Origin of the sequence: Hymenobacter gummosus (assembly GCF_003970915.1) — a bacterium.
GTDB classification, from domain to species: domain Bacteria; phylum Bacteroidota; class Bacteroidia; order Cytophagales; family Hymenobacteraceae; genus Solirubrum; species Solirubrum gummosum.
The window spans coordinates 286,445-309,079 of sequence record NZ_RXOF01000004.1; the positions used below are offsets into that span (position 1 = coordinate 286,445).

Sequence of the window (22,635 nt, forward strand, 5' to 3'; positions counted from 1 at the left end):
TGATTGGGGAATTAGGGTTGAACGTCATGCAGAGCGCAGCGAAGCATCTCGCGGGCTGACGTTGCGCCTCCCCCCCGGCCCCCTCTTCGAAAAGGAGAAGGGGAGCCAGACGAAGCGGTAGAGATGCTTCGACTTCGCAGACGCCAGACAAAGTATGACGGTTACTATCCGACGTCGGCCCGCCTCGACCTCCGGTTCCTTGCTCGTTTGATGCGCGACGGGTGCGGCATGGCGTTCGAGGGGCATCTTTCCTGACTTTTTAACTTGCCGGCCGCTACTGCTGATGCCCTTGAACCGTCTTGCCACATCCCTGGCCGCGCTGCTGCTCGCTGCGGCTTGTTCCTCGCCCGATAAACCCGCCGAGCAGGCGACTGAGGCCCCATCCTCGGCCCCGACCACCCCGCCGCCGGCCGCAGCTCCGGATACCGTCGGCACTGCCCTACAACGCTTCGATTGGGAGGACGACGTCTGCCGCTACCACGGGTATTTCGCCCCGGGCAAGTACTCGGCGGCCCAGCTGCGCGACTCCTACGTGCTGGTGAACTTTCCGTACGCGACGCCGACCCACCGGGAATCCATCTGGGAAATTGAGCAGTTCGCGCCCGATTCCATCACCGGCCGCCTGCAGCGCCTGGAACAGGAGCACCAGAAAGAGCGCGCCGAGCTGCAGGCGCTGCAAGTGGTGCCCCTGCCCTACTGGCAGCGCCTGAAACAGCTGCGCCAGCGGGAAGAGGAAGAAATGTACCAGCTGCGCAAGCTCACCCTGCGGGCTTACTTCGAGCCGCAGCTGCTGCTAAGCGCGCCGCGGGCGGGCAAGTGCCAGCGCTACGTGCAGGCGCTGACGTCGCCCGACAGCCTGCAGCTGCTACGGGCCTGGCGGGAACTGGTGGATGAGCAGAAAAAGAACAACGGCTTGCCGGAAAACCTGGAAGCCGAATACCAGATTCAGCTGGCCTCGGCCCAGCCCCTGCGCTACGCCCGGCTGCGGCTGATGCTGTTTGGCTGGTGGAACTGCGCCAACGAGCACCGGCAGTACGTCGACGTGGCCGACGAGCAGAAGCCTTGGGTGGCATTCGAGAAGCTGTTCGCCAAGATTGACCGCACGGACTGCGAGGACGTGGATTAGCGCCTGCTACTGCGCTTTGCGGCGCAGCAGGTGCGGGCGAATGACCACACTGAGCGTCGTGTAGAAGGTGCTGAACTTCGCCCGGTGCATGGGCAGGTCCAGTATGATGTCATCCATTAGCCGCTCCCGCGGCCCGTGCGCCATCGACAAACCCACCGACAGCTGCGCCTGAATGGCCCCCGCCTCGGTGCGGAGGTCGTCGCCGGCCCGCACGAAGAGCAACGGCTCACTGCGCACCACCGAGCGTACCGTCGTCGGCAGCCCCGCGTTGGTGAAAGTGGAGTAGCGCACCTGGTTCAGGCGGTAGCTCGTGCCCAGCGCTACGTAGGGTGAAATGTAGTGGTGCAAATACACCTCGCCGTAAGAGCGGCGAAACCGCGCCCGGTAGTCTTCCAGTTCGGCGCTCTGCGGGTAATGCAAACGACTCCGGCCCGCGGCCAGACCACCGAGGCCGCCGGCCAGCCAGTGCTGACCTAGCGGCCAGTAAGTGCCCAAGCCGCCCTCGATCTGGCCGCTGGCAAACTTCAGCGTAGGCCCGCTCGCTGGCAACGGCGTGCCGCCGCCGGCTACGCGCACCATCACATGGTTTAGTGGGGCGTACACAGCCGAGCCCTCGACATGCGTGCTCATGCGCACTCCCAGGCCAGCCTGCATCTGCCCCTTGGCTTGGATATCCGGCGCCGGCGGCTGCAGGGGCGTGTAGATGGTGCAGGCCGTCAGAGTTGATAGGAGAAGCGGAATAGCGTGGCGCATCGGGGCGGGAGTATCAGGCCTCAATAGCAGAAAAAGCAGGCAAAAGCGCAAGCCGCCGGGCGGCAGCTTGTGCCTGCTTTGTAATTTCCAATCAGGTGCTTGCGTCTGACAAGTCGCCGCGGTCCATCTGCCGGCGCCGGCGGCCAGTCAGCACACGGCTTATGGAATAGCCGCGGCGGGCGCATCCTGAGGTCAAACTGATCCTTCTCCCCGCCTGATGCGCTACTGCTTCCCACTGTTGCTCATGCTGCTGCTGACTACCGGCCCGCTCGCGGCCCAGTCGCTCGACACGCCCACCCGCAAGGCCTGGCAGCCCGGTCAGCCTGTGCTGCCCGCCGACTTTCAGGCCCCGCCCTCAGCCAGGCTCCGCGAGCTGCAGCTCAAAGCCGGCCTGCAGGCCGACTCCCGAATCAGCCTCAGCTCCGTGCTCGACGTGCCCGCCCGGCGGCGCGACCGGGGCCCTGGGCTGGAAAAGGCCTATTTCGCCGCCATCTGGCTGAAAGACCAATCGGCCACGCTCAGCACCGACACGGCCGTGCTGGCCCGGGAGCGGCTTGTCTTCGACCTGGCCGAGCTGGCGGCCCGGCAGGCCCGGCGCACCCTGCAGCGGCTGCAGGACAGCACCCGCGCCTACGGTACGGTGTACATCCACTACGTATCGGTAGCCAATGGGGCCTGCGCCTGGTACCACCAGCAGGTCGACGCCTTCACCCGGGCCCTGTACATCGACCGGCAGCCCGACGCCTACGCCACTTGGCGTCGGCAGGTCAGCGCGGCCCTGCGGGAATCGGCGGCCTGGGCTACCCCGACCCCAGCGGCGCAGCGGCTGTTGGGCGGGCAGCCGGTAGAGCCGGGCTACATCAAATCGCCGACGGTGCTGGGGCAGTTGGGCTGCGGGCAGCCCTGAAACGACGCCGGCCCGCCGCAACAGCTGTTGCGGCGGGCCGGCGTCGTTCTGATCAGGTCGTTCAACGATAGTGGGGCCACGACTTTCGGAGTCGTGGCACCACTTCGCTCTACTTGGCATAAGCCACGGCGCGCATTTCGCGGATGACCGTGACTTTGATCTGGCCGGGGTACTGCATTTCCTTCTCGATTTTCTGCGAAATCTCGCTGGACAGCTCCTGGGCGCGGTCGTCGGTCACGTTGTCGGCATCCACGATAACGCGCAGCTCGCGGCCGGCCTGGATGGCGTAGCACTGGTTCACGCCCTTGAAGGTGTGGGCGGTTTCCTCCAGCTGCTTGAGGCGCTTGATGTAGCTTTCCATCATCTCGCGGCGGGCGCCGGGGCGCGAGCCGCTGATGGCGTCGCAGGCCTGGATGATGGGCGAAATCAGCGCGGTCATCTCGATTTCGTCGTGGTGGGCGCCGATGGCGTTGACCACGTCGGGGTGCTCCTTGTACTTCTTGGCCAGCTCCATGCCCAGGATGGCGTGGGGCAGCTCGGGCTCCTCGGTGCTCACCTTGCCGATGTCGTGCAGCAGGCCGGCGCGCTTGGCGTGCTTCACGTTCAGGCCCAGCTCGGCGGCCATGGTGGCGCAGAGGTTGGCCACTTCGCGGGAGTGCTGCAGCAGGTTCTGCCCGTAGGAAGAGCGGAAGCGCATGCGGCCCACCATCTTGATCAGCTCGGGGTGCAGACCGTGGATGCCGAGGTCGACAATGGTCCGCTCGCCGATTTCGACGATTTCCTCCTCGATGTTCTTGCGCGTCTTGGCCACGATTTCCTCGATGCGGGCCGGGTGAATGCGGCCGTCCTTCACCAGCAGGTGCAGGGAGAGGCGGGCAATTTCGCGGCGCACCGGGTCGAAGCCCGAGATGATGATGGCCTCGGGCGTGTCGTCGACGATGATTTCGACGCCGGTAGCGGCTTCCAGGGCGCGGATGTTGCGACCCTCGCGGCCGATGATTTTGCCCTTGACGTCGTCCGACTCGATGTTGAACACCGACACGCAGTTCTCGATGGCGTGCTCGGCAGCGGTGCGCTGAATGGTTTCGAGGATGACCTTCTTGGCGTCCTTGGTGGCCGTGAGGCGGGCCTGGGCCACGGTATCCTTGATGTACGAGCTGGCCTGAATCTGGGCCTCGTTCTTCAAGGATTCGACCAGTTGCTCCCGCGCCTCGGCGGCGGTGAGGCCGGCAATGGCTTCGAGCTGCTGCTGCAGCTGGTGGCGCAAGGCGTCGGCGGCTTCCTGGTCTTCGCGCAGCTGGGCTACCACCTGCTCGTGCATCACGCGGCGCTTTTCTTCCTGGGCTTCCAGGCGTTCCTGCTGGCGCTGGGCGTCGTTGCTGAGTTTCTCGCGCAGCGTGTCCAGCTCTTTCTCTTTGCGCTGCACCTGCTCCAGCTGACGCTGCGAGGCCTGGGTGAGCTGCTTCACGCTGGCTTCCTGCTGCACCACTACTTCGCGGCGCTGGGCTAGGTCCTGGTCGGCCTCCTGGCGGAGGCGGCGGATTTCCTGCTCGGACTCATTGCGCACCTGGCGGGCCTTGTCCTTGGCCTGCTGAATGCGCTCCTCGCGGATGCGGTTGGCCTTGGCTTCGGCTTCCTGCAAGAGCTCGGCGGCGCGGCCCTGGGCCTGCGCCTCTACGTCCTGCCGGGCTTTACCGGCCACCTGCCGGCCGATGAAGAAGCCCGCAACGAGGGCGACTACCGCGGCCAGCACGATGTATATTATTTCGGGCATGGTATGGTGATGTTGGGGAGGATGGAACAAGCACCATAGCCTGCGTCGAATGGGCTGCCGCAACGGCAGATATACCAGACCGGGCCGTCTGCCCAGGGTCCTTTTGGGTTGTAGTCGGCCAAAAGCGGCGAGCAAGTCAGACGGCCAGGGAGGGTTATTGGCCTGGGGCGCGGGCCCAAATCGTGACTACTCGGCACCAGCGGCCAAGTACCTATGCTACTACTGTCAGGCTAGTACCACCGACGAGAGCAGCTGATCGAGGCGTTCGAGGCGTTCGGTCAGCGCGGCGTCGGTGCCGTCCTTTTCCTTGGAGGCTTTCATGCGGTCGGCCAGGGTGGTCAGCGCAATCATGGCCAGCAGGTCCTGTTTGTCCTGAATGCCGTACTGCTCGCGAAACTCCTTGATCCGCTCGTTCAGGAGGCGGCCCGCCAGGCGGAGACGCTCCTCTTCCTGCGGCGACACCCGCAGGGGGTAGTCACGGTCGGCAATGCGGATTTTGATGGATAGTTCGGTCACGGTCGGCGTGGGGGCGTTTCGGGTGGGGTCGGCGTGGTGGTGCAGGTTATTCCCTCAAATAGGCAAGGCACTTATCTAGTTCGCGGATGTATTCGTTGAGACGTTGTTTCAGCTCGGTTGCGGTAGCCGGTTCGGCGGCTATGGTATTAGCAAGTTTAACAATATTTTCCTGGTTCTGGTGCTCCCGTAGCTGCCGGTCCCGGTCGCGCACTTCCGCCTGCAGCTGCTGAATGGTGGTGTGGGCATCGGCCAGCTCCTCGCGCATCTGCTGATAGGCAGCCACTAAGGTGGTTACCTGCCGTTCCAATCGGTCGAGCTGCGCCAGCTGCTGGGATGAGGCCATAATCAGGGAAATTGTAGGGCAAAATACATGGTAGCGCGGACTTCAGTCCGCGTCCTCTATATAGTAATCTAAAATCGTCGGGGAATCCAACGGATAGAAACTACTATCTGAAGGACGCGGACTGAAGTCCGCGCTACAGCTGGGCTAGGGCCTCGTTACTTGCGGATAACGGCGCCGACCTGCTGCTCAAACTGGGCCATGAGCTTCTGCATCACCTGGTCGATGGCCTGGTCGGTGAGGGTCTGCGTCGGGTCTTGCAGCAGGAAGCTCAGCGAGTAGCTTTTCTTGCCCGCGCCGAGGTTTTCGCCCTGGTACACGTCGAACACGTTCACCTCGCGCAGCAGCTTGCGCTCCGCTTTACTGGCAATCTGGCGGAGCTGGTCGAAGGTCACGGCCTGATCGACTACCAGGGACAAGTCGCGGCGCACTTCCGGGAACTTGGGCAGCTCCTGGGCGGTCATAGCGCCGCGGTACTTGCGCAGCAGCCACTGCCAGTCCAGTTCGGCGTACCACACGGGCTGGGTCACGTCGAGCTGCTTAAGCACTTTCGGCGAGACGGAGCCCAGGTGCACCACGGGCTGGTTGTTCAAGAGCAGCGTCAGGCCGCCGTTCAGGTACGGGTGTTGCACCGGCTGCTGGCCCGAGGGCGCGAAGCCCAAGCTGCGCAGCACCTGCAGCACTGCGCCGGCCAGGTGGTGGTAGGCGGTTTTCTCGTCCTTTTGCTGCCAGCTTTCGGCCTGCACGTTGCCGGTGAGGTAGATGGCCAGCGTGGGCCGCTCCTTGTAGCTGCCGTCGTCCTGGCGCTGGTAGCTGCGGCCGAACTCGTAGAGCTTCAGGTCGCGCTGGCGGCGGTTGACGTTGTAGCGGATGATTTCCAGGCCCGAGTGCAGCAGCGAGGGGCGCAGCACGTCCAGGTCGGCCGAGTTGTAGTTGAGCACGCGCACCAGTTCGGCGGCGGGCTGCTCGGGCGTCTCAAAGTAGCGGGAGTTGACCAGCGAGTTCGTAATGATTTCCGAGTAGCCCTGGCCGCTGAGCAGCTGGGCCACGTCGCGGCGCAGCACTTCGGGGTCGGGCGAGGGGAACTTCGCCAGGAAGGCGGCAGCGTTGAAGGAGCGCAGCGGCACGTGGTCGTAGCCGTAGATGCGCAGGATTTCCTCCACCACGTCGGCCTCCCGGGTCACGTCGACGCGGTAAGGCGGCACCGACACCAGCCACTCGGCGGCGCCGGTTTCGGTGGTGCCTTCCTCGGTGATGAGGATGTCGAGGTCGGTGAGAATCTGGCGGATGCGCTCCGGCGCGATGTAGTGGCCGATGAGCTTCTCCACCCGCGGCAGCAGCAGGCGCACCGGCGTGTGCTCGATGTGCTTGGGGTACTCGTCGACCACCGGGGCGGCCACGCGGGCGCCGGCCACTTCCTGCAGCAGCAGGGCGGCGCGCTTCAGGGCCAGCGGCACCATGTGCGGGTCGGTGCCGCGCTCGAAGCGGAACGACGCGTCGGTTTTGAGCTGGTGGTTCTGGGCGGTCTTGCGGGCCACGGCCGGCTCGAAGTAGGCGCTTTCCAGGAACACGCGGGTGCTGGCCTCGGTCACGCCCGAATCCTTGCCCCCGAACACGCCGGCCAGGGCCAGCGCCTTGCCACTCGCGTCGGCAATGACCAGGTCCTCGGCTTTCAGGCTCCGCTCGGTGCCGTCGAGCGTAGTCAGCTTCTCCCCTACCCCGGCGCGGCGTACCCGGATGCCCTGACCGTCAATCTTATCGGCGTCGAAGGCGTGCAGGGGCTGGCCCAGCTCGTGCAGCACGAAGTTGGTCACGTCCACCACGTTGTTGATGGGCGAGAGGCCGATGCTGCGCAGGCGGCGCTGCAGCCACTCCGGCGAGGGGCCTACCTGCACGCCTTCCAGCAGCAGGCCGGCGTAGCGCGGGCAGCCCTCGGCATCCTCGATTTCGACGCCGATATTCCCGGCCGGCACTTCGCTCGGGGCGTGGAACTGGCTCACGTCGGGCAGCTGCACGGGTTGGCGCAGCAGGGCGCGCAGGTCGCGGGCCACGCCGAAGTGCGAGGCGGCGTCGGCGCGGTTGGGCGTCAGGCCTATTTCGATGATGTGGTCCGAAGTCAGGCCGAAATACTGGGCGGCCGGCGTGCCATTGGGCAGGTCGGTATCCAGCACCATGATGCCGGCGTGCGAGGCCCCGAGGCCGATTTCGTCCTCGGCGCAGAGCATGCCTTCGGAGGCCGCGCCGCGGATTTTCGACTTCTTGATTTTGAACGGCTCCCCGCTGCTGGGGTGCAGCGTGGCGCCTTCCAGGGCCACCACCACGCGCTGACCAGCGGCCACGTTGGGGGCGCCGCACACGATGTTACGAATGGTGCCGTCGCCCACGTCCACCGTCGTCACGCTGAGCTTGTCGGCGTCGGGGTGTTTGTCGCGGGTGAGGACGGTGCCCAGCACCACGCCCTGCAGGCCGCCGGGCACGCTTTCCAGCTCCTCCAAGCCTTCTACTTCGAGGCCGGAGCTGGTGAGCAGGGCCGAAATTTCGGCGGGCGACTTATCGGTGGGGAAGAGCGTGCGGAGCCAGTCGAGGGAAATCTTCATAGTTGTCAGGTGTCGGTTGCCAGTTGTCAGGCTGGGCTGACGGCGGCAGCGGAACGGCAAAGATAGACCACGGCGGGGCTATGCTGTTGATGAAATGCGCTTGCGGCGCGGGGGTCAGGTTCCCGCAGAGGTGCGCAGAAGAGACGCGGAGGTAGGCAGAGGCCGTTCTGGTGTCGCCGTTCTACGTTAGGGGCCCTCCGCTTCCAAGGTCGCAGGGCTACTCTGGCAATTAGTCCTTATAGCTCTTCTCCCCCGCCGGCACTTCGATGTTCAGCCAGTTTTCCTTGGGCGGCATGGGGCAGGAGAAATTGCCACCGTAGGCGCAATAAGGGTTGTAGGCGCGGTTGAAGTCGAGGATGACTTGCTCGTCGCGGCGGCCGGGCGTTTCCACGTCGAGGTAGCGGCCGCCGCCGTAGGAGCCGCGGCCGTTGGTGCGGTCGGTGAAGGGCAGAAACAGCGTGGAATCGGTTTTGCTCACCCGGCGCAGCAGGGTTACCGTCTGCTGGTGGCTTTGCCACTGGAAGGAAGCCCTGGCAAAGCGGGTGTACTTGTCGGCCCCGCCCTCGGTGAGCGGCAGGCTGATGGTGTCGCCGGGGGGCAGGCGCTGCAGCTCGGCCGTAACGCGCCACAGCGCCTGCGGCGGGTAATAGCGCAGGCTGTCGAAGTTTTCGTGCAGCTCCTCGGGCAGCGGAGAAGTGCGGTGGCCGCGGAACTGCTCGTTTTTCTGCTTCCGCTCCTGCTTGAGCTTGAGTAGGTACTGGTCGTCGTTGAACAGCAGGTCGGTAGCCACGTAGCCCACGACGAAGACCAGGCCGAGACCAAGCAGGATTTTGGGGGCGGAGAGAATAGCCATGCGGCAAAGGTAGACCGCGGATAGACTATGATGATGGCCGGATAAGCATGATGCAAGCGGCGGTTCACCCTGCTGTCATTGCGAGCAACGCGAAGCAATCCTTCCTCCCGAGGCACGACGGCGCAAAACGCACTAACCGAAAACCGGCAGCATGGCTACACCGGCAGCAACTCCGCCCAGTCAGGATTCGTGCTATTCACCAAATCCAGCTTCTTCTGCCTGGAACCAGCTTTCATCTGCTTTTCCCGCGCAATGGCCGCTTTAGCATCGGTGTATTCCTCGAAGTAAATGAGCTTGTTGAGGTTGTAGCGTTTGGTAAAGCCCTTGTGCTGGGCTTCCCGGTGTTCGGCCACGCGGCGCGTCAGGTCATTGGTGACGCCGACGTAGACTACCGTGTGGTTTTGGTTCGTAAGGATGTAGACGTAGTAGCAGTGCATAGTCCTTATCGGTTTGTGCTGCTCGTACCGTTGTGCCAGGAGAGGAAAGATTGCTTCGCTTCGCTCGCAATGACTGCTACCCGAACCGCCGCTTACAAAATCCCCTCATCCGCGAAGCTGTAGTAGCCCCGGTCGGTGTAGATGAGGTGGTCGAGCACGGGTAAATCCAGGAAACCGCCGGCTTCTTTCAGCTTCTTGGTGAGCATGATGTCGGCGGCGGAGGGCTGGCGGTTGCCGCTGGGGTGGTTGTGGACGAGGATAATCGAGGAAGCCAGCTTTTCCAGGGCCTGCTTGAAAATCATCTTGGGGTCGGCTACGGTGCCGGCCACCCCGCCGCTGCTGATTTTCTCCTGGCGCATCACCACGTTGGCCCGGTTAAGCATAATCACCCAGAACTCCTCGTGCGGGAGGTCCTGCAGATTGGGCCGGATGAGGTTGTAGATATCGGTGGAGCAGGTGATGGTGACGCGCTCGGCGGCGGCCGTTTCCTTGCGCCGCCGGCCCAGCTCCAGCGCCGCCACAATGGTTATGGCCTTGGCCTCGCCGATGCCCTTGTGGCGCATCAAGTCCTTGATGGACAGCCGGGCCAGCTCGTTGAGGTCGTTGCCGGTGGCGGCCAGGACGAGCTTGGCCACGTCGACGGCCGACAATTTGGTGGTGCCCGAGCCGAGCAGAATGGCCATCAGCTCGGCGTCGGAGAGGGCGGCGCGGCCCTTGAGCAGCAGTTTTTCGCGGGGGCGGTCCTCCTCGGCCCAGCTCTTGATGCTGAAGCTTTGCGGGGCCTGGTAGGCGGCGGGCGGGGTTTCTTCCCCGGCCAACATATCGAGCGAATTCATAGGGCACTGGAATTGTTATGCCCGTTCAAGTAAAGTAAAATTCCGGCTCGTGCGTCTATTCGCGCAGCCAGCGGGCCGAACCAAACGTACTTCGGCCGGTTTGCCTTTCAACTATGTCAAGAAGCCTGTTTCCCCTGCTCTTTTTTGGGCTGGTCATTTTCGGCGAGTGGTACGGCTTTCAGGCCGTGCGCGCCCTCATCCAACACTCCGAACCCGCTACTCGCCGCCTCGTCACGGCCGTCTACTGGGTTCTGACGCTGCTCATCTGGGGCCTGGGCATCTGGGCCATCAGCACCGGCCGCCGGGAGCACGCCTCCACCAAGGCCTACCTGGGCGGCCTGCTGCTGGCCATGATTGCCGCCAAGGTCGTCGTGGTCATTCCCCTCTTGCTCGAAGACCTGGTGCGCCTGGGCCGCTGGGCCTACTCGCTGGTGTCGCCGCCGGCCGGGGCGGGCAGCGGCGGCCGCAGCATTTCGCGCTCCGAGTTTCTGAGCAAAGCCGCTTTGGTGGCCGGCGCCGTGCCCTTCGTGTCCCTGCTCTGGGGCATGGTGAAGGGCGGCACCGACTACACCGTCAAGCGCGTGGTGCTGCGCTTCCCCAACCTGCCCGTGGCCTTCGACGGCTTCAAGCTGCTGCAGATTTCGGACCTGCACACCGGCTCGTTTCAGAGCAAGGAGCCGCTGCGCCGGGCCGTGGATATCATCAACCAGCAGGGCGCCGACCTGGTGTTCATGACCGGCGACCTGGTCAACAACTTCGCCCACGAGGTGGAGGAGCACATCGACACGCTGGCCGGCATCAAGTCCCAGCTGCCCATCTACTCCATCCTCGGCAACCACGACTACGCCGACTACGTGAACTGGGAGGAGCTGGGCGGCCGCGACGCCAAGGCCGCCAACCTGGCCCGCATCAAGCGCAACCACGCCCAGATCGGCTGGGAGCTGCTGCTCGACGAGGCCCGCACGGTGGAGCGCGGCGGCGAGAAAATCAGCATTCTGGGGGTGCAGAACTGGGGCGCCCGCGGCTTTGCCCAGTACGGCAACCTGCAGAAGGCCCACGCCGCCTCGGGCGACGCGCCCTTCAAGATTCTGCTTTCCCACGACCCCTCGCACTGGGACGGGCAGGTGCACCAGTACCCCGACATCGACCTGACCCTCTCGGGCCACACCCACGGCATGCAGTTCGGCGTGAACCTGCCGTTTATGAAGTGGAGCCCGGTGCAGTACGTCTATAAGCAGTGGGCGGGCCTGTACCAGCGCGGGCAGCAGTACCTGTACGTCAACACCGGGCTGGGCTTTATCGGCTACCCCGGCCGGGTGGGCTTCCTGCCCGAAATTACGGTATTTGAACTGCGTCGGGGCTGATTTATAGCCGAGTAAGTAACGCTTCATTTTGGGCGGCGTATAAGGCGACAGGACAATTCTTCCGGGATTGTCCTGTTCTGTTTCCGACCTTTTCCAAGCCCCTTTTCACTTCCCATGAAAAAGTACCTGATGCTGCTCTCGTGCGCCGGTGTGCTCACGATGGTATCTTGCTCGCAGGATAAATCGGCCGACACGGCCACCACCGACACCACCACTACAACCACCGATGCCACCGGCTCGGCCGCTATGGGCGGGTATTCGGATGCCGACTACAACAGCCGCGCCGACCGGATTTCCAGCGACATGGCCACCCGCATGAAGCTCGACGAGGCCACCCGCGCCAAGGTGCGCACGGCCTACTACAACCGCTCCAAGCGCCTAGGTGAGTTGCACAGCAAGTACACCACCGACACCACCGGCATGGCCGCCGAGATGCGCAGCGTGTACTCGGATACGGACACGGAAATGAAGAGCATCTTCACCGACCCGGCCCAGTATTCGACCTATGAAAGCGCCCGGGGTGAGTACATGGAAGACCGCTACATGAGCACCGACGGCGCGATGTCGGATGGCTCCAGCATGAGCACGGATGGCTCGATGTCCTCGGACATGAACGGCACCAGTACGGGCAGCACCGGCACGAGCATGGGCGCCGACACCGATCCGGCTAAGGTGAAGGTGCAGCGCGACGGTGACGTGAAGATCAAGGACACCGACGGCAGCAAAACCAAAATCGACGCCGACGACGCGACGGTGAAGGACAAGCCGGCCGCCGGCGGCAAAACCGTCATCAAATAACGGCCCTTGGTCGATTTTGAGCCCGCACCGTGCCACGGTGCGGGCTTTTTTTGTCTCCCTGAGGTGCGGCTTGCTACTTTGCGGGCCGTTTGAATGTTGTGCCGTTCTGCATGAGTACTGATTTGCGCTACTGGATGAAGAAGCCGGGGCCGCTGGCCGGCGCCCTGCTGTTGCTGCTGGCCTTGCTGATAGCGGTCCGCCCAGCCGCCGCCCAAACGCGGCTGGTGCGGGTGACGGGCTCGGTCAGCGAGAAGCAGACCCGCAAGCCCGTGCCCGGCGCCTCGGTGGTGAACCTGAGCACCCGCCGCGGCGTGGTGGCCGACGAGCAGGGCGACTTCGACATCAAGGTCAACAGCACCGACACGCTGGAATTCCGGGCCGTGGGCTTCGAAGCCTACCGCCTGCCGCTGGGCGGCACCGGCCTCTCCCAGCTTATCGTGCAGGTAAAGCTGGAGCGGGCCAGCGTGCAGCTTACCGGCGTGACCATCCGCCAGGGACGTCCCGACGACCAAACCATTGCCCGCGCCCTGCGCAACGTGCGCCGGCAGGCCCCGCCGCCCAACTCGGTGAAGCGCCCACCCAAGCCCCAGCCCCTGTTCCCGGTGGATTCCACGGCGCCCAAAGCGCCGGTGGCAACCCTGGAAAACCCGCTCAGCCTGCTCTACGACCAGTTTTCGCGCGAGGGGGAGCAGCGCCGGAAGATGGAGGAAATCAACGAGGAGAAGCGCATCGAGGCCGAGCGCGCCAAGCGCCGGGCCTACAACCGCTACTTCCGCATCAACAAGGGCTACGAGGTGGACGACTCCACCCGCCGCCCCGTGACGGCGCCCTGGTACCTGCCCGCCCCCGCGCCCGCCGTGCCGGTGCAGCCCATGCAGCCGCCCGCCGGCGCCCTGGCGCCCAAGCAGTAAGGCTGGCGCCGGTTTAGCCGTCGAAGACGGCGTAACCGGTGTCTAAAATCAAGCAGGTTTTCAACCTGCGTGGAACGTAGTTACGTCCCAACGGCTCATCTGGCCGCCGGCCGCAGGCTGAAAGCCTGCCTTATTTCCGGCACCGGTTACGCAACTTGCAGTTGCTAAACCGGCGCCAGAGCCAGACGCGGCAAACCCCGCGCCGCCCGCTGGCGTAAGCCTGGGGTATGAGAATCGGGTATCCCTGCGTCAACGAGTCGCTCGACTGCACTTCCACCAGCACCTTCCGGCTGGCTTCGTACTCCGATGAGCGGGTGGAGCAGGCCGTGCGCAACAACCTGGCCTGCCTGCAGCGCATTCTGGAGTACAACGTGCAGCACAACCTGCGCTTTTTCCGCATCGGCTCGGGCATTGTGCCCTTCGGCTCCCACCCCGTCAATACCTTTCCCTGGCAGACGCACTTCGCGGCCGAGTTCCGGGCCATCGGGGACTACATCAAGGCCAACGACTTGCGCGTGTCGTTTCATCCCGACCAGTTCGTGGTGCTCAACTCGCCCGACGCGGGCATCGTGCAGCGCAGCATCGACGAGCTGGTGTACCAGGGCTCCATGCTCGATTTGATGGGCCTCGACGGCACGGCCAAGCTGCAGATTCACGCCGGCGGCCTCTACGGCGACCGGGAAGCCGCCCTCGCGCGCTGGATTGCCACCTACAAAACCCTGCCCGAGGCCGTGAAGCGCCGCCTGGTGGTCGAAAACGACGACCGGCTGTACTCCCTGCAGGACTGCCTGCGCCTCTACGACGCGGTGGGCGTGCCCGTGCTTTTCGACAACTTCCACCACGAGTGCCTGAACAGCGGCGAGCCGATGAATATGGCCCTGCAGCTGGCCGCCGCCACCTGGCACCCCACCGACGACGGCCCGCTGATGATTGACTACAGCTCGCAGGCCCCCGGCGAGCGGAAGGGCAAGCACGTCAACACCATGCAGGAAGACTTGTTCCGCGCCTTCCTGGAGAATTTGCGCGGCATTGATGCCGACATCATGCTCGAAATCAAAGACAAAGAAGCCAGCGCCCACCGGGCCTGCACCATCCTCGTTGGCCTGGGCCGCATTGCGCCCGTGGCCGCCCCCACTCCCACCCTCTGAGCTATTTTCCAATTCCGACATGGCCCACCTTCCTTCCGACGCCGACCTGCTCGCTGACACCATTCACGCCCTGCAAAGCGGCCTGACCTCCTTGCCCCTGAGCCAGGTAATGGACACCACCGAAGCCTGGCAGCAGCAGTTTCTGCAGAGCGGCATTCCCGAGCTGCAGAACATTGCCCGCGAAATCGGCAACTTCCAGTCCCTGCTCACCAGCCAGCCGATGGATGGCCCTTCCATCGGCCGTAGCCTGGGCATGATGGGCGCCCAAATCAGCGACCTGCTGCCCCACGCCCCCGAGGACCGGAAGCTGGGCCTCTCGCAGCTAAGCACCCTGCTGCTGCGCCTCGGCGGCGAGTTGGAAGACGACAACAACGGCCGGTAAACGACTCACTCCGCTGTCATTGCGAGCGAACCGAAGGTCGACGTAGTCAAGCAACCGCAGGAAGTCGTAGCCAATCTTTCCTCCTAAGGCAGAAACAGCCCCGCTGGAAACTCTACAGTTTCCAGCGGGGCTGTTTCTGCTCTGGCGCTTTACAGTTGGCGAGTATTGCGTCGGCGGTGCTACTGGAGCATGGATTGGCTACGACTTCCTGCGGTTGCTTGACTACGTCGACCTTCGGTTCGCTCGCAATGACAACCAACCGCCCCGCCTTAAATCACCGCGTCGTACTGGGCCTGGGCTTCGGCGGGCACTTCCACTCCGGCAAAGGCCTGGTCCAGGTCGGCCATTAGGTCGTGCGGATCTTCCACCCCGATGCTCAGGCGTATCATGCTACTGGTGATGCCCATGTCGCGTTGGGTAGCCGGCTCAATGTCGGAGTGCGTCATGGTGGCCGGATGCTCGGCCAGGCTTTCGGTGCCGCCCAGGCTCACGGCTAGCTTGATGAGTTGCAGGCGGTTGAGGAAAGCAAAGGCATCGGCCTCGCCGCCGCGGATGTCGAAGGAAATCATGGAGCCGGGTGAGAGGCACTGGCGGCGGTAGATGTCGTACTGGGCCGCGTCGTGCTCCAGGTGGCCGAGGTAGTAGGTACAAGTCACCTGCGGGTGCTGGCGCAGCCAGTCGGCTATCAGCCGGGCCGACGCGGCAGCGCGCTCCATGCGCAGCTTCAGGGTTTCGAGGCTGCGCATAAGCATCCAGCCGGTGTTGGGGTCGCACATGGTGCCCATGAAGGTGCGCATGGCCCGTACTTCTTTCATCAAAGCCTTCGAGCCCAGGGCGGCGCCGGCAATCAGGTCGGAGTGCCCACCCAGAAACTTGGTGGCCGAGTACAGCACTAGGTCGGCCCCGTGCTTGAGCGGGTGCTGAAACACCGGCCCGAGGAAGGTGTTGTCGACCACCACGCGGCAGGGGCGCTCCGCGGAGCCAGCCCGGCGGGCCGCCGCCGCGCAGGCATCCAGGTCGACGAGGTGGTTGGTGGGGTTAGCCGGAGTTTCCACGTAAATCATGGCCAGCTTTGGGCCGAGGGCGGCGGCGCAGGCCAGCAGTTCCGGGGCGGGCAGCGTGGGCGAGAAGCCCTCCGCGGTGATGCCATAGCGGGGCAGCACGTTCTTCAGGAAGAAGTCGGTACCGCCGTATACCGGTTCGGAGTGCAGCACCACGTCGCCGGGGCGCAGCAGGGCCAGCAGGGTGGTGCTGATGGCGGCCATGCCGGAGGCAAAGGCGGCGGCATCTTCGGCCCCGTCCCAGAGCGTGAGGCGGTCCTCCAGGATTTCCAGCGAGGGGTTGTTCAGGCGCGAGTAAATCAGGCCCATTTCCTCGCCGGGCTCGGGCTGGCGCAGGCCGTAGGCCAGTTCAAAAAAGGCTTTGCCCTCCTCGGCTTTGCTGAAGACGAAGGTAGACGTCTGAAAGATGGGGCACTTGATGGCGTTTTCGCTCCACTCGGGCCGGAAGCCGTAGCTCATCATCAGGCTTTCGGGCCGCAGGGCACGCCCGTTCAGCTCCGCTTGGTTGCGCAGTTGTTTTACTTTCATGGGTGGGAAGGAAGTGGGGAGACGCCACGAAGGTAGGTTTTTGCCCACACCCCCGCTCCGCGGCTACGCAAAAGGCCGCCCCCGAAGCTCGGGAGCGGCCTTTCTTGCGGGCTTGATGCAGGCAGGGCCTACTGCTTCACGAAGCGGCGCGTCAGCACTTTGCCGCTGGCCGTGTGCAGGCGCAGCAGGTAGGTACCGGCCGGCAAGCGGCGTACGTCGAGGTTGGCGCTGGCGCGGCCGTCCACGGGCTGGCGGCTCACTTGCTGGCCCAGCGTTGAGTACACCACCAGCTCCGTCAGCGCGTCGGCGTCGAAGGGCAGGCGCACGGTCAGCTGCTCGGTGGCCGGGTTCGGGTAGAGCACGGCCTCGGCCACGTCGCCGAAGCGCACCGGCTGCACGGCCGAGTAGCTGAACGTGCCGTCGGTATCCACCTGCCGGAGGCGGTAGTACACCGTGCGGCCCAGGCGGGCAGCGGCCTTGTCGGTGAAGCCGTACTGGCGCGCGACGCTGCTGTTGCCGGCGCCCTGCACGCGGCCGACCGGCTCGAAGCGCACCCCGTCGGCGGAGCGCTCCACGGCGAAGTATTCGTTGTTGATTTCCTGGGCGGTGGCCCAGCTCAGCTGCGCGTCGAGGCCGGCGGGCTTCGCGTCAAAGCGCGTGAGGGTGATGGGCAGCGGCGCGCTCGATACGCGGGTGGCGCAGAGCACCGACTGCGGCACCAGCACCAGGTTGTCGCCGGTATCGGGGCCGGAGTACGACAGCGTCATCACGTTGCCGCCGCCGCCTTCGCCGTACACGATGAACAGCGGGTAGGTGCCGGGGTTCAGCGTGAGCGTGGCCGAAATGGGCCGCGGGGCGTGGCCGCCGCCGTTGTTGATGATGGCCCGGCTGATGGACAGCGGCGTTTCGCGGGCGCCGTTGCCCAGCCACAGGTAGGAGCCGTCGTCGCTGTTGAGGGTGAACGTGTAGGAGCCGCCCGCCGTGATGGTGATGATGCCCTGCATCCGCGCTGAGTACTGGTCGGGGTTAGTGGCCGAGCCGTTGGCCAGGGCCGCGAAAATGTCGCCCCAGCTGTCGTCGGTGGGGAAGTTGACCGCGCCCTCGGTGCGGGTCACGTCGGCGGTGCGGTTGTTGAAGAAGTTCAGGTTGTCGCCGTGGTAGTTCTTGAAGTACTCGGCGTACAGGCCCTGGGTGGCCGCCGCGTTGCCGGCGGTGGTGCCGCTGCAGTTGCCGGTGGGCAAGGTCACCAGCGTGGTGACGGTGGCGGTGCTGGCCGTGCCGTTGTTGTTGGCCGGTACGGCGTCGGTAGAAGTAGACGTGCTGACGATGCGGCCGCTGACCGTCTGGTTGTTGTTGGGCAGGCGGAAGGTGATGGGGAAGGTCTGGCTCACGCCCGATTCCAGGTTGCTCAGGGTCGGCAGCGTCAGGATGCCCGAGTTGGCGTCGTAGGTGCCGCCCGTTACCTCAAACAGGGCCCGGGGCAGCTGCACGGTAGTGGCTACCGACGTGGCCGTCAGCGGACCGTTGTTGCGCACCGTGGCCGTGTAAGTCAGCGTCGACAGGGCCGCAAGGGTGGTCGGGCCGCTCAGCGTGGCCTGTACGTCGGCCGAGGGCGTCACGTTGATGCTGGCCGAGGCGCTGTTGTTGGCCTGGTTGGTGTCGGCCGCGTCGGAGTTGACGGTGCTGGTGGCCGTAACCGGACCGGTGCCCGGTGCCGTGAAGTCGATAACCAGCGTGGTGGAGCTATTGGCCGCCAGCGTGAAGCCCGGCGTATTGTAGGTTACCAGCCCGGTGCTGCTGTTGTACGACCAGCCCGTGGGCAGCGCTACGCCCGGCAGGTTGGCCGGCAGCTGCACTTCGCGCACCGTGTTGGTGGCGGCCGTGCCCGAGTTGTTGGTGAACGTCACGGTGAACTGCGCCGGCAGCCCGCCAGCCACCGTCCCGTTCTGGGCCACCACGCTGGTCGACAAATCCAGGGCCGTGTTGGTGATGTTCACCGCGAAGGTGTAGGTATCAGGCGCCGTGCCGCCGCCGCCGCCCGGGGCCTGCGTAGTAGTAGTGCCCGTGGTGCTCTGCAGGTTGATGGAGCCCGCTTGGTTGGGCGTGCGGAAGGTAAAGTTGAAGCTGTTGCTGGCGCCAGCGGCCAGCGAAGTGGCCGTGCCGAAGTTGATGGTAGTGACGGCGTTGCCACCGTTTCCTTGGGTACTGGTGGTGGCGCCCTGCGGAATCGTCACCGCACTCACGCCGGGCGGCAGGACTACGCGCTGCGTCACGCTCTGCGCCGTCGAGGGGCCGTTGTTGGTAAACGTGGCCGTGTACACGTTCGAGTCTACGTTGCGCGGCTGCCCGTTGGGGCCGCTGATGGTGGTCGTCACGTCGGCCACCGGCGTCACGGCAAACGAAGCCGTTGCCGCGTCGGGGTTGGTATTGGCGCCCTGCCCGGTCGTAGTAGATACGGCGCTGCTGGCCGATACCGAGGCCACAGCCGGGGTCAGGAAAGAAATCGTGGAGGAGAACGTCTGGTCCGGCGTCAGGCTGGTCAGCCCGTCGTAGCTCACTACGCCGGTGGCGGAGTTGTACACGCCGCCGTTGCTCACGCTCACGTTGCTCAGGCCCGTGGGCAGCGTCACCGTGCCAACCACGTCGTTGGCGCCGGTGGTCTGGCTGGTGTTGCGGAAGGTCACGGTAAAGCCGCCCGACTGGCCGGCCAGGGTGGGGTTGCTGGTAGGCGCCAGCGTGGTCGTCACGTCGGCCTCGGCGCACTGCGGATTGAACAGGAAGGTGCGCACCTCGCCGCCGCCACCGGCCGTCGCGCCGTTGGGCGGAAACTCCGTCAGCGAGGGAGAGTTGGTCGTGCCGTTGGCCCCGCCCGGCGCGAAGCCGTTGAAGCCCGTGCCGCTGTTGGTAAACAGCAGCAAGCCGCCGCCGCCGCCGCCGCCCGGCCCCTCCGACTCGGTGCCGGTGGTGCTCTGCGAGTTGCCGGCGCCGCCCGCGGCCGAAGCCGTAATGCCCGAAATGGTGCCTTTCACATTCAGCACGATGGTGCCGCCGCCGCCGCCGCCGCCGCCGGCATCCTGCCCGCTGGAAGTGGTAAAGCCCGGCCGGGCTCCGCTGCCCCCGACGGCCTGTACGCTGCCCGTGCCCGAGAGCGTGCCTTCGGTGAGCAGGAATACCAGGCCGCCGCCGTTGCCGCCGGACGTGGCGCCGCCGTTGTTACCGTCGCCGGCGCCGCCGCCGCCGCCCAGGAACACGCGGGCCCGGGTATCCAGTGGCCGGCCGCCGAAGCCGCCCAGGTTCTGGCGGCGGTTGCCGCCCCAGGCCGTGTTGCCGGGGCCCTGGGCAAGGGCGTCGGCATTGGAGCTGGCGTAGCTATAGCCCCCGCGGCCGCCCCCCGAAGAGGTGCGCGTGGCAAACCCGGCGCTTTCCAGGTTCCAGGCCGCGTCGTAGGCATTCGACGCCCCGCGGTTAGGGTTGCCGAGACCCGTCCAGGTACCCGTGCCGGCATTGGCGCCGCCGCCGCCAGCGGCGTTGTGCGAGTTGCCGCCGCCGCCCCCGTTGGCCGGAGCCCCGCGACCGTAACGGCCGAGGCCGCCGTCGTACACCTGCTGGTCGCCCACGATACTCTCGCCCTTCTCGCCGCCCACCAGCGGGGAAGTGCCGCGGTAATCGGTGATGGACAGGCCCGCTTCGTCGGACTCGTTGTCGATGGCCCCGCCGCGGAAGCCCAACGCATTCACGTTGATGGAGCCGTTGAGCACGGTGTTGCCCGACACCGTGGCGGCCATTACGCCGCCGGTGGTGCCGTTCCATGCCTGCGCCGTAATCGAGGCGCCGGAATTAACGGTCAGGGAGCTGTAGCGCGCCAGGCGCACCACCTGCGTGCGGCCGGCCGCGCTGTAGTTGTACTTCAGGCCGCAGCTGAGGTTGATGGTGTTGCTGCCGCTGACTGAAAGCACCTGGGCCACCTCGTAGCGGCCGGCGTTGTTGTAATTGGTAATGGTGCCGTAGGCCGACGTGTTGGTCACGTCCATATCGGCGCCCTGCATCTGTATGATCAGCACCACGTCGCCGGCGCCCAGCGCCGTAGAGCCAAAGCGGCCATTGGCGTTGAGGTTGTTGCTGGCCACCGTGAGCGAGGTGGCACCAGCGGCAGCATTGGCCGTCAGCGCCGTGTACTCGTTCACGACGGTATTGGCGGTGGTGATGGTAACGGAGTTGCCAGTTTGGGCATGCACCGCGTAGGTGGGCAGCCCGGCTATGGCACCGGTAATGAGCAGTTGCGCCGCGCGGCCTGTCAGCCACTTCCGCCACCCCGAACTGGGTAAACTGTGAGTCATAGATTGAAAAAAGCTTTTACCAGCCCGAGGCACACTAGTCTCAAACTGAGATTTTTGCACGTAAAAATGATTCAAATTCTCTAATAAAATTCTATCAAATATTATTTTTCAGTTTTCTGCCTGAAACCTGCGGACTTTACAGCAAGGCTTACTCTTAAAAAAATCACAATTACAGCCGGTAATTCCAGGATTTTTCCGCAGATAAGCGGTTGTTTCGCCCCATTTATCCCCAATTAGGGAATCCGGTGAATCTGTTGCGGCTGGGCTTTGCTGCGGGGCCAGCTGGGCCGCCAGCCGAGGGCGCAGTAGCCCGCGCAGTGAAACAAAGCCAGCGGCCGGGCACTTACTTTCGGATGCCGGACGGGGCTGCCCGGCCACCGCCTGCTTCACCTCGCTGCCATGGATGATTTCCTCGCCGCCCGCTCGCAGATGGCTTTGTCGCTGGGGCTCCTACTCCTGCATCGGCATGGTGATGCCGTTTTTTATGGCCGTGGCGCACCTGCGCTGGCTGCGCACCCAGGACGCGACCTACCGCAACATCACCAAGGCCTGGAGCAAGGGCGTGGCCATTTTCTTCGCCACCGGGGCCGTGTCGGGCAGGGTGCTGTCGTTTGAGCTGGGGCTGCTCTGGCCGCGCTTCATGGAGCACGCCGGGCCGATTTTCGGCATGCCCTTCTCCCTGGAAGGCACCGCGTTTTTCATCGAGGCCATTGCCCTGGGCTTTTTCCTGTACGGCTGGGACCGGTTTCACCCCTGGTTTCACTGGCTTACCAGCGTGGTGGTGGGCCTGAGCGGACTGGCCTCGGGCATCCTGGTGGTGGCGGCCAACGCCTGGATGAACAGCCCCGCCGGCTTCGACTACATCAACGGGCAGTACCTGAACATTGACCTGATCAAGGCCATGTTCAACGACGCCTGGCTTTCCCAGGCCCTGCACATGACCATTGCCGCCTTTGCCGCCACGGGCTTCGCGGTGGCCGGCGTGCACGCGCTGATGGTGCTCAAGGGCCGCAACCTCACCTTCCACCGCCGGGCCTTTACCATTGCCGCCGGCTTCGGGGCGGTGGCGGCGCTGCTCCAGCCCCTGAGCGGCGACTTTTCGGCCAAGGACGTGGCCCGGCGCCAACCGGCCAAGCTGGCGGCTATGGAGGCGCACTTCCACACCGAAAAAGGCGCCGCGCTGGTACTCGGCGGCCTGCCCGATGAGCAGGGTAAGAAAGTCGACTACGCGGTGAAGCTGCCCGGGCTGCTGAGCTTTCTGGCCCACGGCGACCTGGACGCGGAAGTCACCGGCCTGGACCGCATCCGGCTCGAGGACCAGCCGCCGGTGCTGGTACCGCACCTCGCGTTTCAGGTGATGGTGGGCCTGGGCACCGTGATGATGGGCATTGCGGCGGTGTACTTTCTGGCCTTGTGGAAGAAGCGCACCTGGCTGCGTAGCCGCTGGCTGTTGTGGCTGTTTGTCCTGGCCACGCCGGCCGGCTTTATTGCCGTGGAGGCGGGCTGGACGGTGACGGAAGTCGAGCGGCAGCCCTGGATTATTCAGGGCGTGATGCGCACGGCCGACGCAGTGACGCCCATGCCGGGCATTGCCTACTCGTTCTACCTGTTCACGGCCGTGTACCTGTCGCTGAGCGTGGTGGTGGTGTTCCTGCTTTACCGGCAGATTCGCATGGTGCCGCGCCTCTACGACGCTCAGGTTCACGCTGGTCTCGTCCACGAACTTGAAGCGCGTCACGTCTTCCCCCGCCAGGGCTTCGAGGAACGCCCGGCGCAGCCCCCTCACGCGTTCGGTGTCGCGCTCGGCGGCGTGGACGCTCTTTATTTTACGCCGTAAGTCCAACTGCTGCAACGCCTGCCAGATGGTGGTGCGGCCCGCCGGCCGCCACGAGCAAGGCGCGCAATTCGGCGAGCGTGGCGTCGGGCTGCTGGGCCACGCAGGCCGCTAGTTGGGTGCGGGCTGCCTC

The 22,635-nt window shown here is 65.0% G+C and carries 18 protein-coding genes; 8 read left to right on the forward strand and 10 right to left on the reverse strand.

Annotated features, from left to right (window positions below):
• Positions 1–289: 289 nt before the first annotated feature.
• Positions 290–1,126, forward strand: a complete 837-nt coding sequence (locus EJV47_RS09300) for a hypothetical protein (RefSeq protein ID WP_126692872.1) — start codon at positions 290–292, stop codon at positions 1,124–1,126.
• A 6-nt stretch (positions 1,127–1,132) separates the two neighbouring features.
• Here the strand turns inward: EJV47_RS09300 and EJV47_RS09305 are convergent, their stop codons facing one another.
• Complete coding sequence (locus tag EJV47_RS09305; RefSeq protein ID WP_126692873.1) at positions 1,133–1,879, reverse strand: hypothetical protein; 747 nt, start codon at positions 1,877–1,879, stop codon at positions 1,133–1,135.
• Positions 1,880–2,096: 217 nt separating this feature from the next.
• Here EJV47_RS09305 and EJV47_RS09310 point away from each other — a divergent pair, with 217 nt between their 5' ends.
• Entirely contained in the window at positions 2,097–2,786 is a 690-nt protein-coding gene (locus EJV47_RS09310; protein ID WP_126692874.1) for a hypothetical protein, read from the forward strand.
• A gap of 109 nt (positions 2,787–2,895) precedes the next feature.
• Here the strand turns inward: EJV47_RS09310 and rny are convergent, their stop codons facing one another.
• From rny to radC, 7 genes are all read right to left on the reverse strand, one after another.
• The gene (gene rny, locus EJV47_RS09315; RefSeq protein WP_126692875.1) at positions 2,896–4,560 is read right to left on the reverse strand and encodes a ribonuclease Y; all 1,665 of its coding nucleotides are present in this window, start codon (positions 4,558–4,560) and stop codon (positions 2,896–2,898) included.
• A gap of 225 nt (positions 4,561–4,785) precedes the next feature.
• On the reverse strand, positions 4,786–5,076 hold the full coding sequence (locus EJV47_RS09320) for a cell division protein ZapA (protein ID WP_111480020.1): 291 nt from the start codon (positions 5,074–5,076) through the stop codon (positions 4,786–4,788).
• Positions 5,077–5,122: 46 nt separating this feature from the next.
• Complete coding sequence (locus EJV47_RS09325) at positions 5,123–5,419, reverse strand: hypothetical protein (protein WP_126692876.1); 297 nt, start codon at positions 5,417–5,419, stop codon at positions 5,123–5,125.
• 155 nt (positions 5,420–5,574) lie between these two features.
• Positions 5,575–8,013, reverse strand: coding sequence for a phenylalanine--tRNA ligase subunit beta (pheT, locus tag EJV47_RS09330; RefSeq protein WP_126692877.1), 2,439 nt, complete (start codon positions 8,011–8,013; stop codon positions 5,575–5,577).
• Positions 8,014–8,242: 229 nt separating this feature from the next.
• Positions 8,243–8,866 carry a DUF1684 domain-containing protein gene (locus EJV47_RS09335; RefSeq protein WP_126692878.1) on the reverse strand — a complete coding sequence of 208 codons (624 nt, stop codon included), beginning with the start codon at positions 8,864–8,866 and terminating at the stop codon, positions 8,243–8,245.
• 155 nt (positions 8,867–9,021) lie between these two features.
• Positions 9,022–9,303, reverse strand: a complete 282-nt coding sequence (locus EJV47_RS09340; RefSeq protein ID WP_126692879.1) for a GIY-YIG nuclease family protein — start codon at positions 9,301–9,303, stop codon at positions 9,022–9,024.
• A 92-nt stretch (positions 9,304–9,395) separates the two neighbouring features.
• Entirely contained in the window at positions 9,396–10,124 is a 729-nt protein-coding gene (gene radC, locus EJV47_RS09345; RefSeq protein WP_165903687.1) for a RadC family protein, read from the reverse strand.
• A gap of 128 nt (positions 10,125–10,252) precedes the next feature.
• Here radC and EJV47_RS09350 point away from each other — a divergent pair, with 128 nt between their 5' ends.
• The 5 genes from EJV47_RS09350 to EJV47_RS09370 all read left to right on the forward strand — a co-directional run bounded on the left by EJV47_RS09350 (position 10,253) and on the right by EJV47_RS09370 (position 14,742).
• Positions 10,253–11,503, forward strand: coding sequence for a metallophosphoesterase (locus EJV47_RS09350; RefSeq protein ID WP_126692881.1), 1,251 nt, complete (start codon positions 10,253–10,255; stop codon positions 11,501–11,503).
• A 114-nt stretch (positions 11,504–11,617) separates the two neighbouring features.
• The gene (locus EJV47_RS09355) at positions 11,618–12,301 is read left to right on the forward strand and encodes a hypothetical protein (protein ID WP_126692882.1); all 684 of its coding nucleotides are present in this window, start codon (positions 11,618–11,620) and stop codon (positions 12,299–12,301) included.
• A 110-nt stretch (positions 12,302–12,411) separates the two neighbouring features.
• Positions 12,412–13,212 carry a carboxypeptidase-like regulatory domain-containing protein gene (locus EJV47_RS09360; protein ID WP_126692883.1) on the forward strand — a complete coding sequence of 267 codons (801 nt, stop codon included), beginning with the start codon at positions 12,412–12,414 and terminating at the stop codon, positions 13,210–13,212.
• A gap of 227 nt (positions 13,213–13,439) precedes the next feature.
• Entirely contained in the window at positions 13,440–14,360 is a 921-nt protein-coding gene (gene uvsE, locus EJV47_RS09365; protein WP_126692884.1) for a UV DNA damage repair endonuclease UvsE, read from the forward strand.
• 19 nt (positions 14,361–14,379) lie between these two features.
• On the forward strand, positions 14,380–14,742 hold the full coding sequence (locus tag EJV47_RS09370) for a hypothetical protein (RefSeq protein ID WP_126692885.1): 363 nt from the start codon (positions 14,380–14,382) through the stop codon (positions 14,740–14,742).
• 269 nt (positions 14,743–15,011) lie between these two features.
• Here EJV47_RS09370 and EJV47_RS09375 read toward each other — a convergent pair whose 3' ends face one another.
• Both EJV47_RS09375 and EJV47_RS09380 read right to left on the reverse strand, forming a co-directional pair.
• The gene (locus EJV47_RS09375) at positions 15,012–16,331 is read right to left on the reverse strand and encodes a cystathionine gamma-synthase family protein (protein WP_126692886.1); all 1,320 of its coding nucleotides are present in this window, start codon (positions 16,329–16,331) and stop codon (positions 15,012–15,014) included.
• Between the two features lie 128 nt (positions 16,332–16,459).
• The gene (locus tag EJV47_RS09380) at positions 16,460–20,668 is read right to left on the reverse strand and encodes a T9SS type A sorting domain-containing protein (RefSeq protein WP_126692887.1); all 4,209 of its coding nucleotides are present in this window, start codon (positions 20,666–20,668) and stop codon (positions 16,460–16,462) included.
• A 466-nt stretch (positions 20,669–21,134) separates the two neighbouring features.
• Here EJV47_RS09380 and EJV47_RS09385 point away from each other — a divergent pair, with 466 nt between their 5' ends.
• Positions 21,135–22,505, forward strand: a complete 1,371-nt coding sequence (locus tag EJV47_RS09385) for a cytochrome ubiquinol oxidase subunit I (RefSeq protein WP_207895865.1) — start codon at positions 21,135–21,137, stop codon at positions 22,503–22,505.
• Positions 22,506–22,635: the final 130 nt, after the last annotated feature.

Excerpts from the sequence above, each read along its gene's own strand:
- EJV47_RS09355 (WP_126692882.1), top strand. The coding sequence starts at position 11,618 with ATGAAAAAGTACCTGATGCTGCTCTCGTGCGCCGGTGTGCTCACGATG.
- EJV47_RS09340 (WP_126692879.1), bottom strand. The coding sequence starts at position 9,303 with ATGCACTGCTACTACGTCTACATCCTTACGAACCAAAACCACACGGTA.
- EJV47_RS09360 (WP_126692883.1), top strand. The coding sequence starts at position 12,412 with ATGAGTACTGATTTGCGCTACTGGATGAAGAAGCCGGGGCCGCTGGCC.
- EJV47_RS09380 (WP_126692887.1), bottom strand. The coding sequence starts at position 20,668 with ATGACTCACAGTTTACCCAGTTCGGGGTGGCGGAAGTGGCTGACAGGC.
- radC (WP_165903687.1), bottom strand. The coding sequence starts at position 10,124 with ATGTTGGCCGGGGAAGAAACCCCGCCCGCCGCCTACCAGGCCCCGCAA.
- uvsE (WP_126692884.1), top strand. The coding sequence starts at position 13,440 with ATGAGAATCGGGTATCCCTGCGTCAACGAGTCGCTCGACTGCACTTCC.
- EJV47_RS09305 (WP_126692873.1), bottom strand. The coding sequence starts at position 1,879 with ATGCGCCACGCTATTCCGCTTCTCCTATCAACTCTGACGGCCTGCACC.
- EJV47_RS09375 (WP_126692886.1), bottom strand. The coding sequence starts at position 16,331 with ATGAAAGTAAAACAACTGCGCAACCAAGCGGAGCTGAACGGGCGTGCC.
- pheT (WP_126692877.1), bottom strand. The coding sequence starts at position 8,013 with ATGAAGATTTCCCTCGACTGGCTCCGCACGCTCTTCCCCACCGATAAG.
- EJV47_RS09350 (WP_126692881.1), top strand. The coding sequence starts at position 10,253 with ATGTCAAGAAGCCTGTTTCCCCTGCTCTTTTTTGGGCTGGTCATTTTC.
- EJV47_RS09370 (WP_126692885.1), top strand. The coding sequence starts at position 14,380 with ATGGCCCACCTTCCTTCCGACGCCGACCTGCTCGCTGACACCATTCAC.
- rny (WP_126692875.1), bottom strand. The coding sequence starts at position 4,560 with ATGCCCGAAATAATATACATCGTGCTGGCCGCGGTAGTCGCCCTCGTT.
- EJV47_RS09310 (WP_126692874.1), top strand. The coding sequence starts at position 2,097 with ATGCGCTACTGCTTCCCACTGTTGCTCATGCTGCTGCTGACTACCGGC.
- EJV47_RS09385 (WP_207895865.1), top strand. The coding sequence starts at position 21,135 with ATGGTGATGCCGTTTTTTATGGCCGTGGCGCACCTGCGCTGGCTGCGC.
- EJV47_RS09325 (WP_126692876.1), bottom strand. The coding sequence starts at position 5,419 with ATGGCCTCATCCCAGCAGCTGGCGCAGCTCGACCGATTGGAACGGCAG.
- EJV47_RS09335 (WP_126692878.1), bottom strand. The coding sequence starts at position 8,866 with ATGGCTATTCTCTCCGCCCCCAAAATCCTGCTTGGTCTCGGCCTGGTC.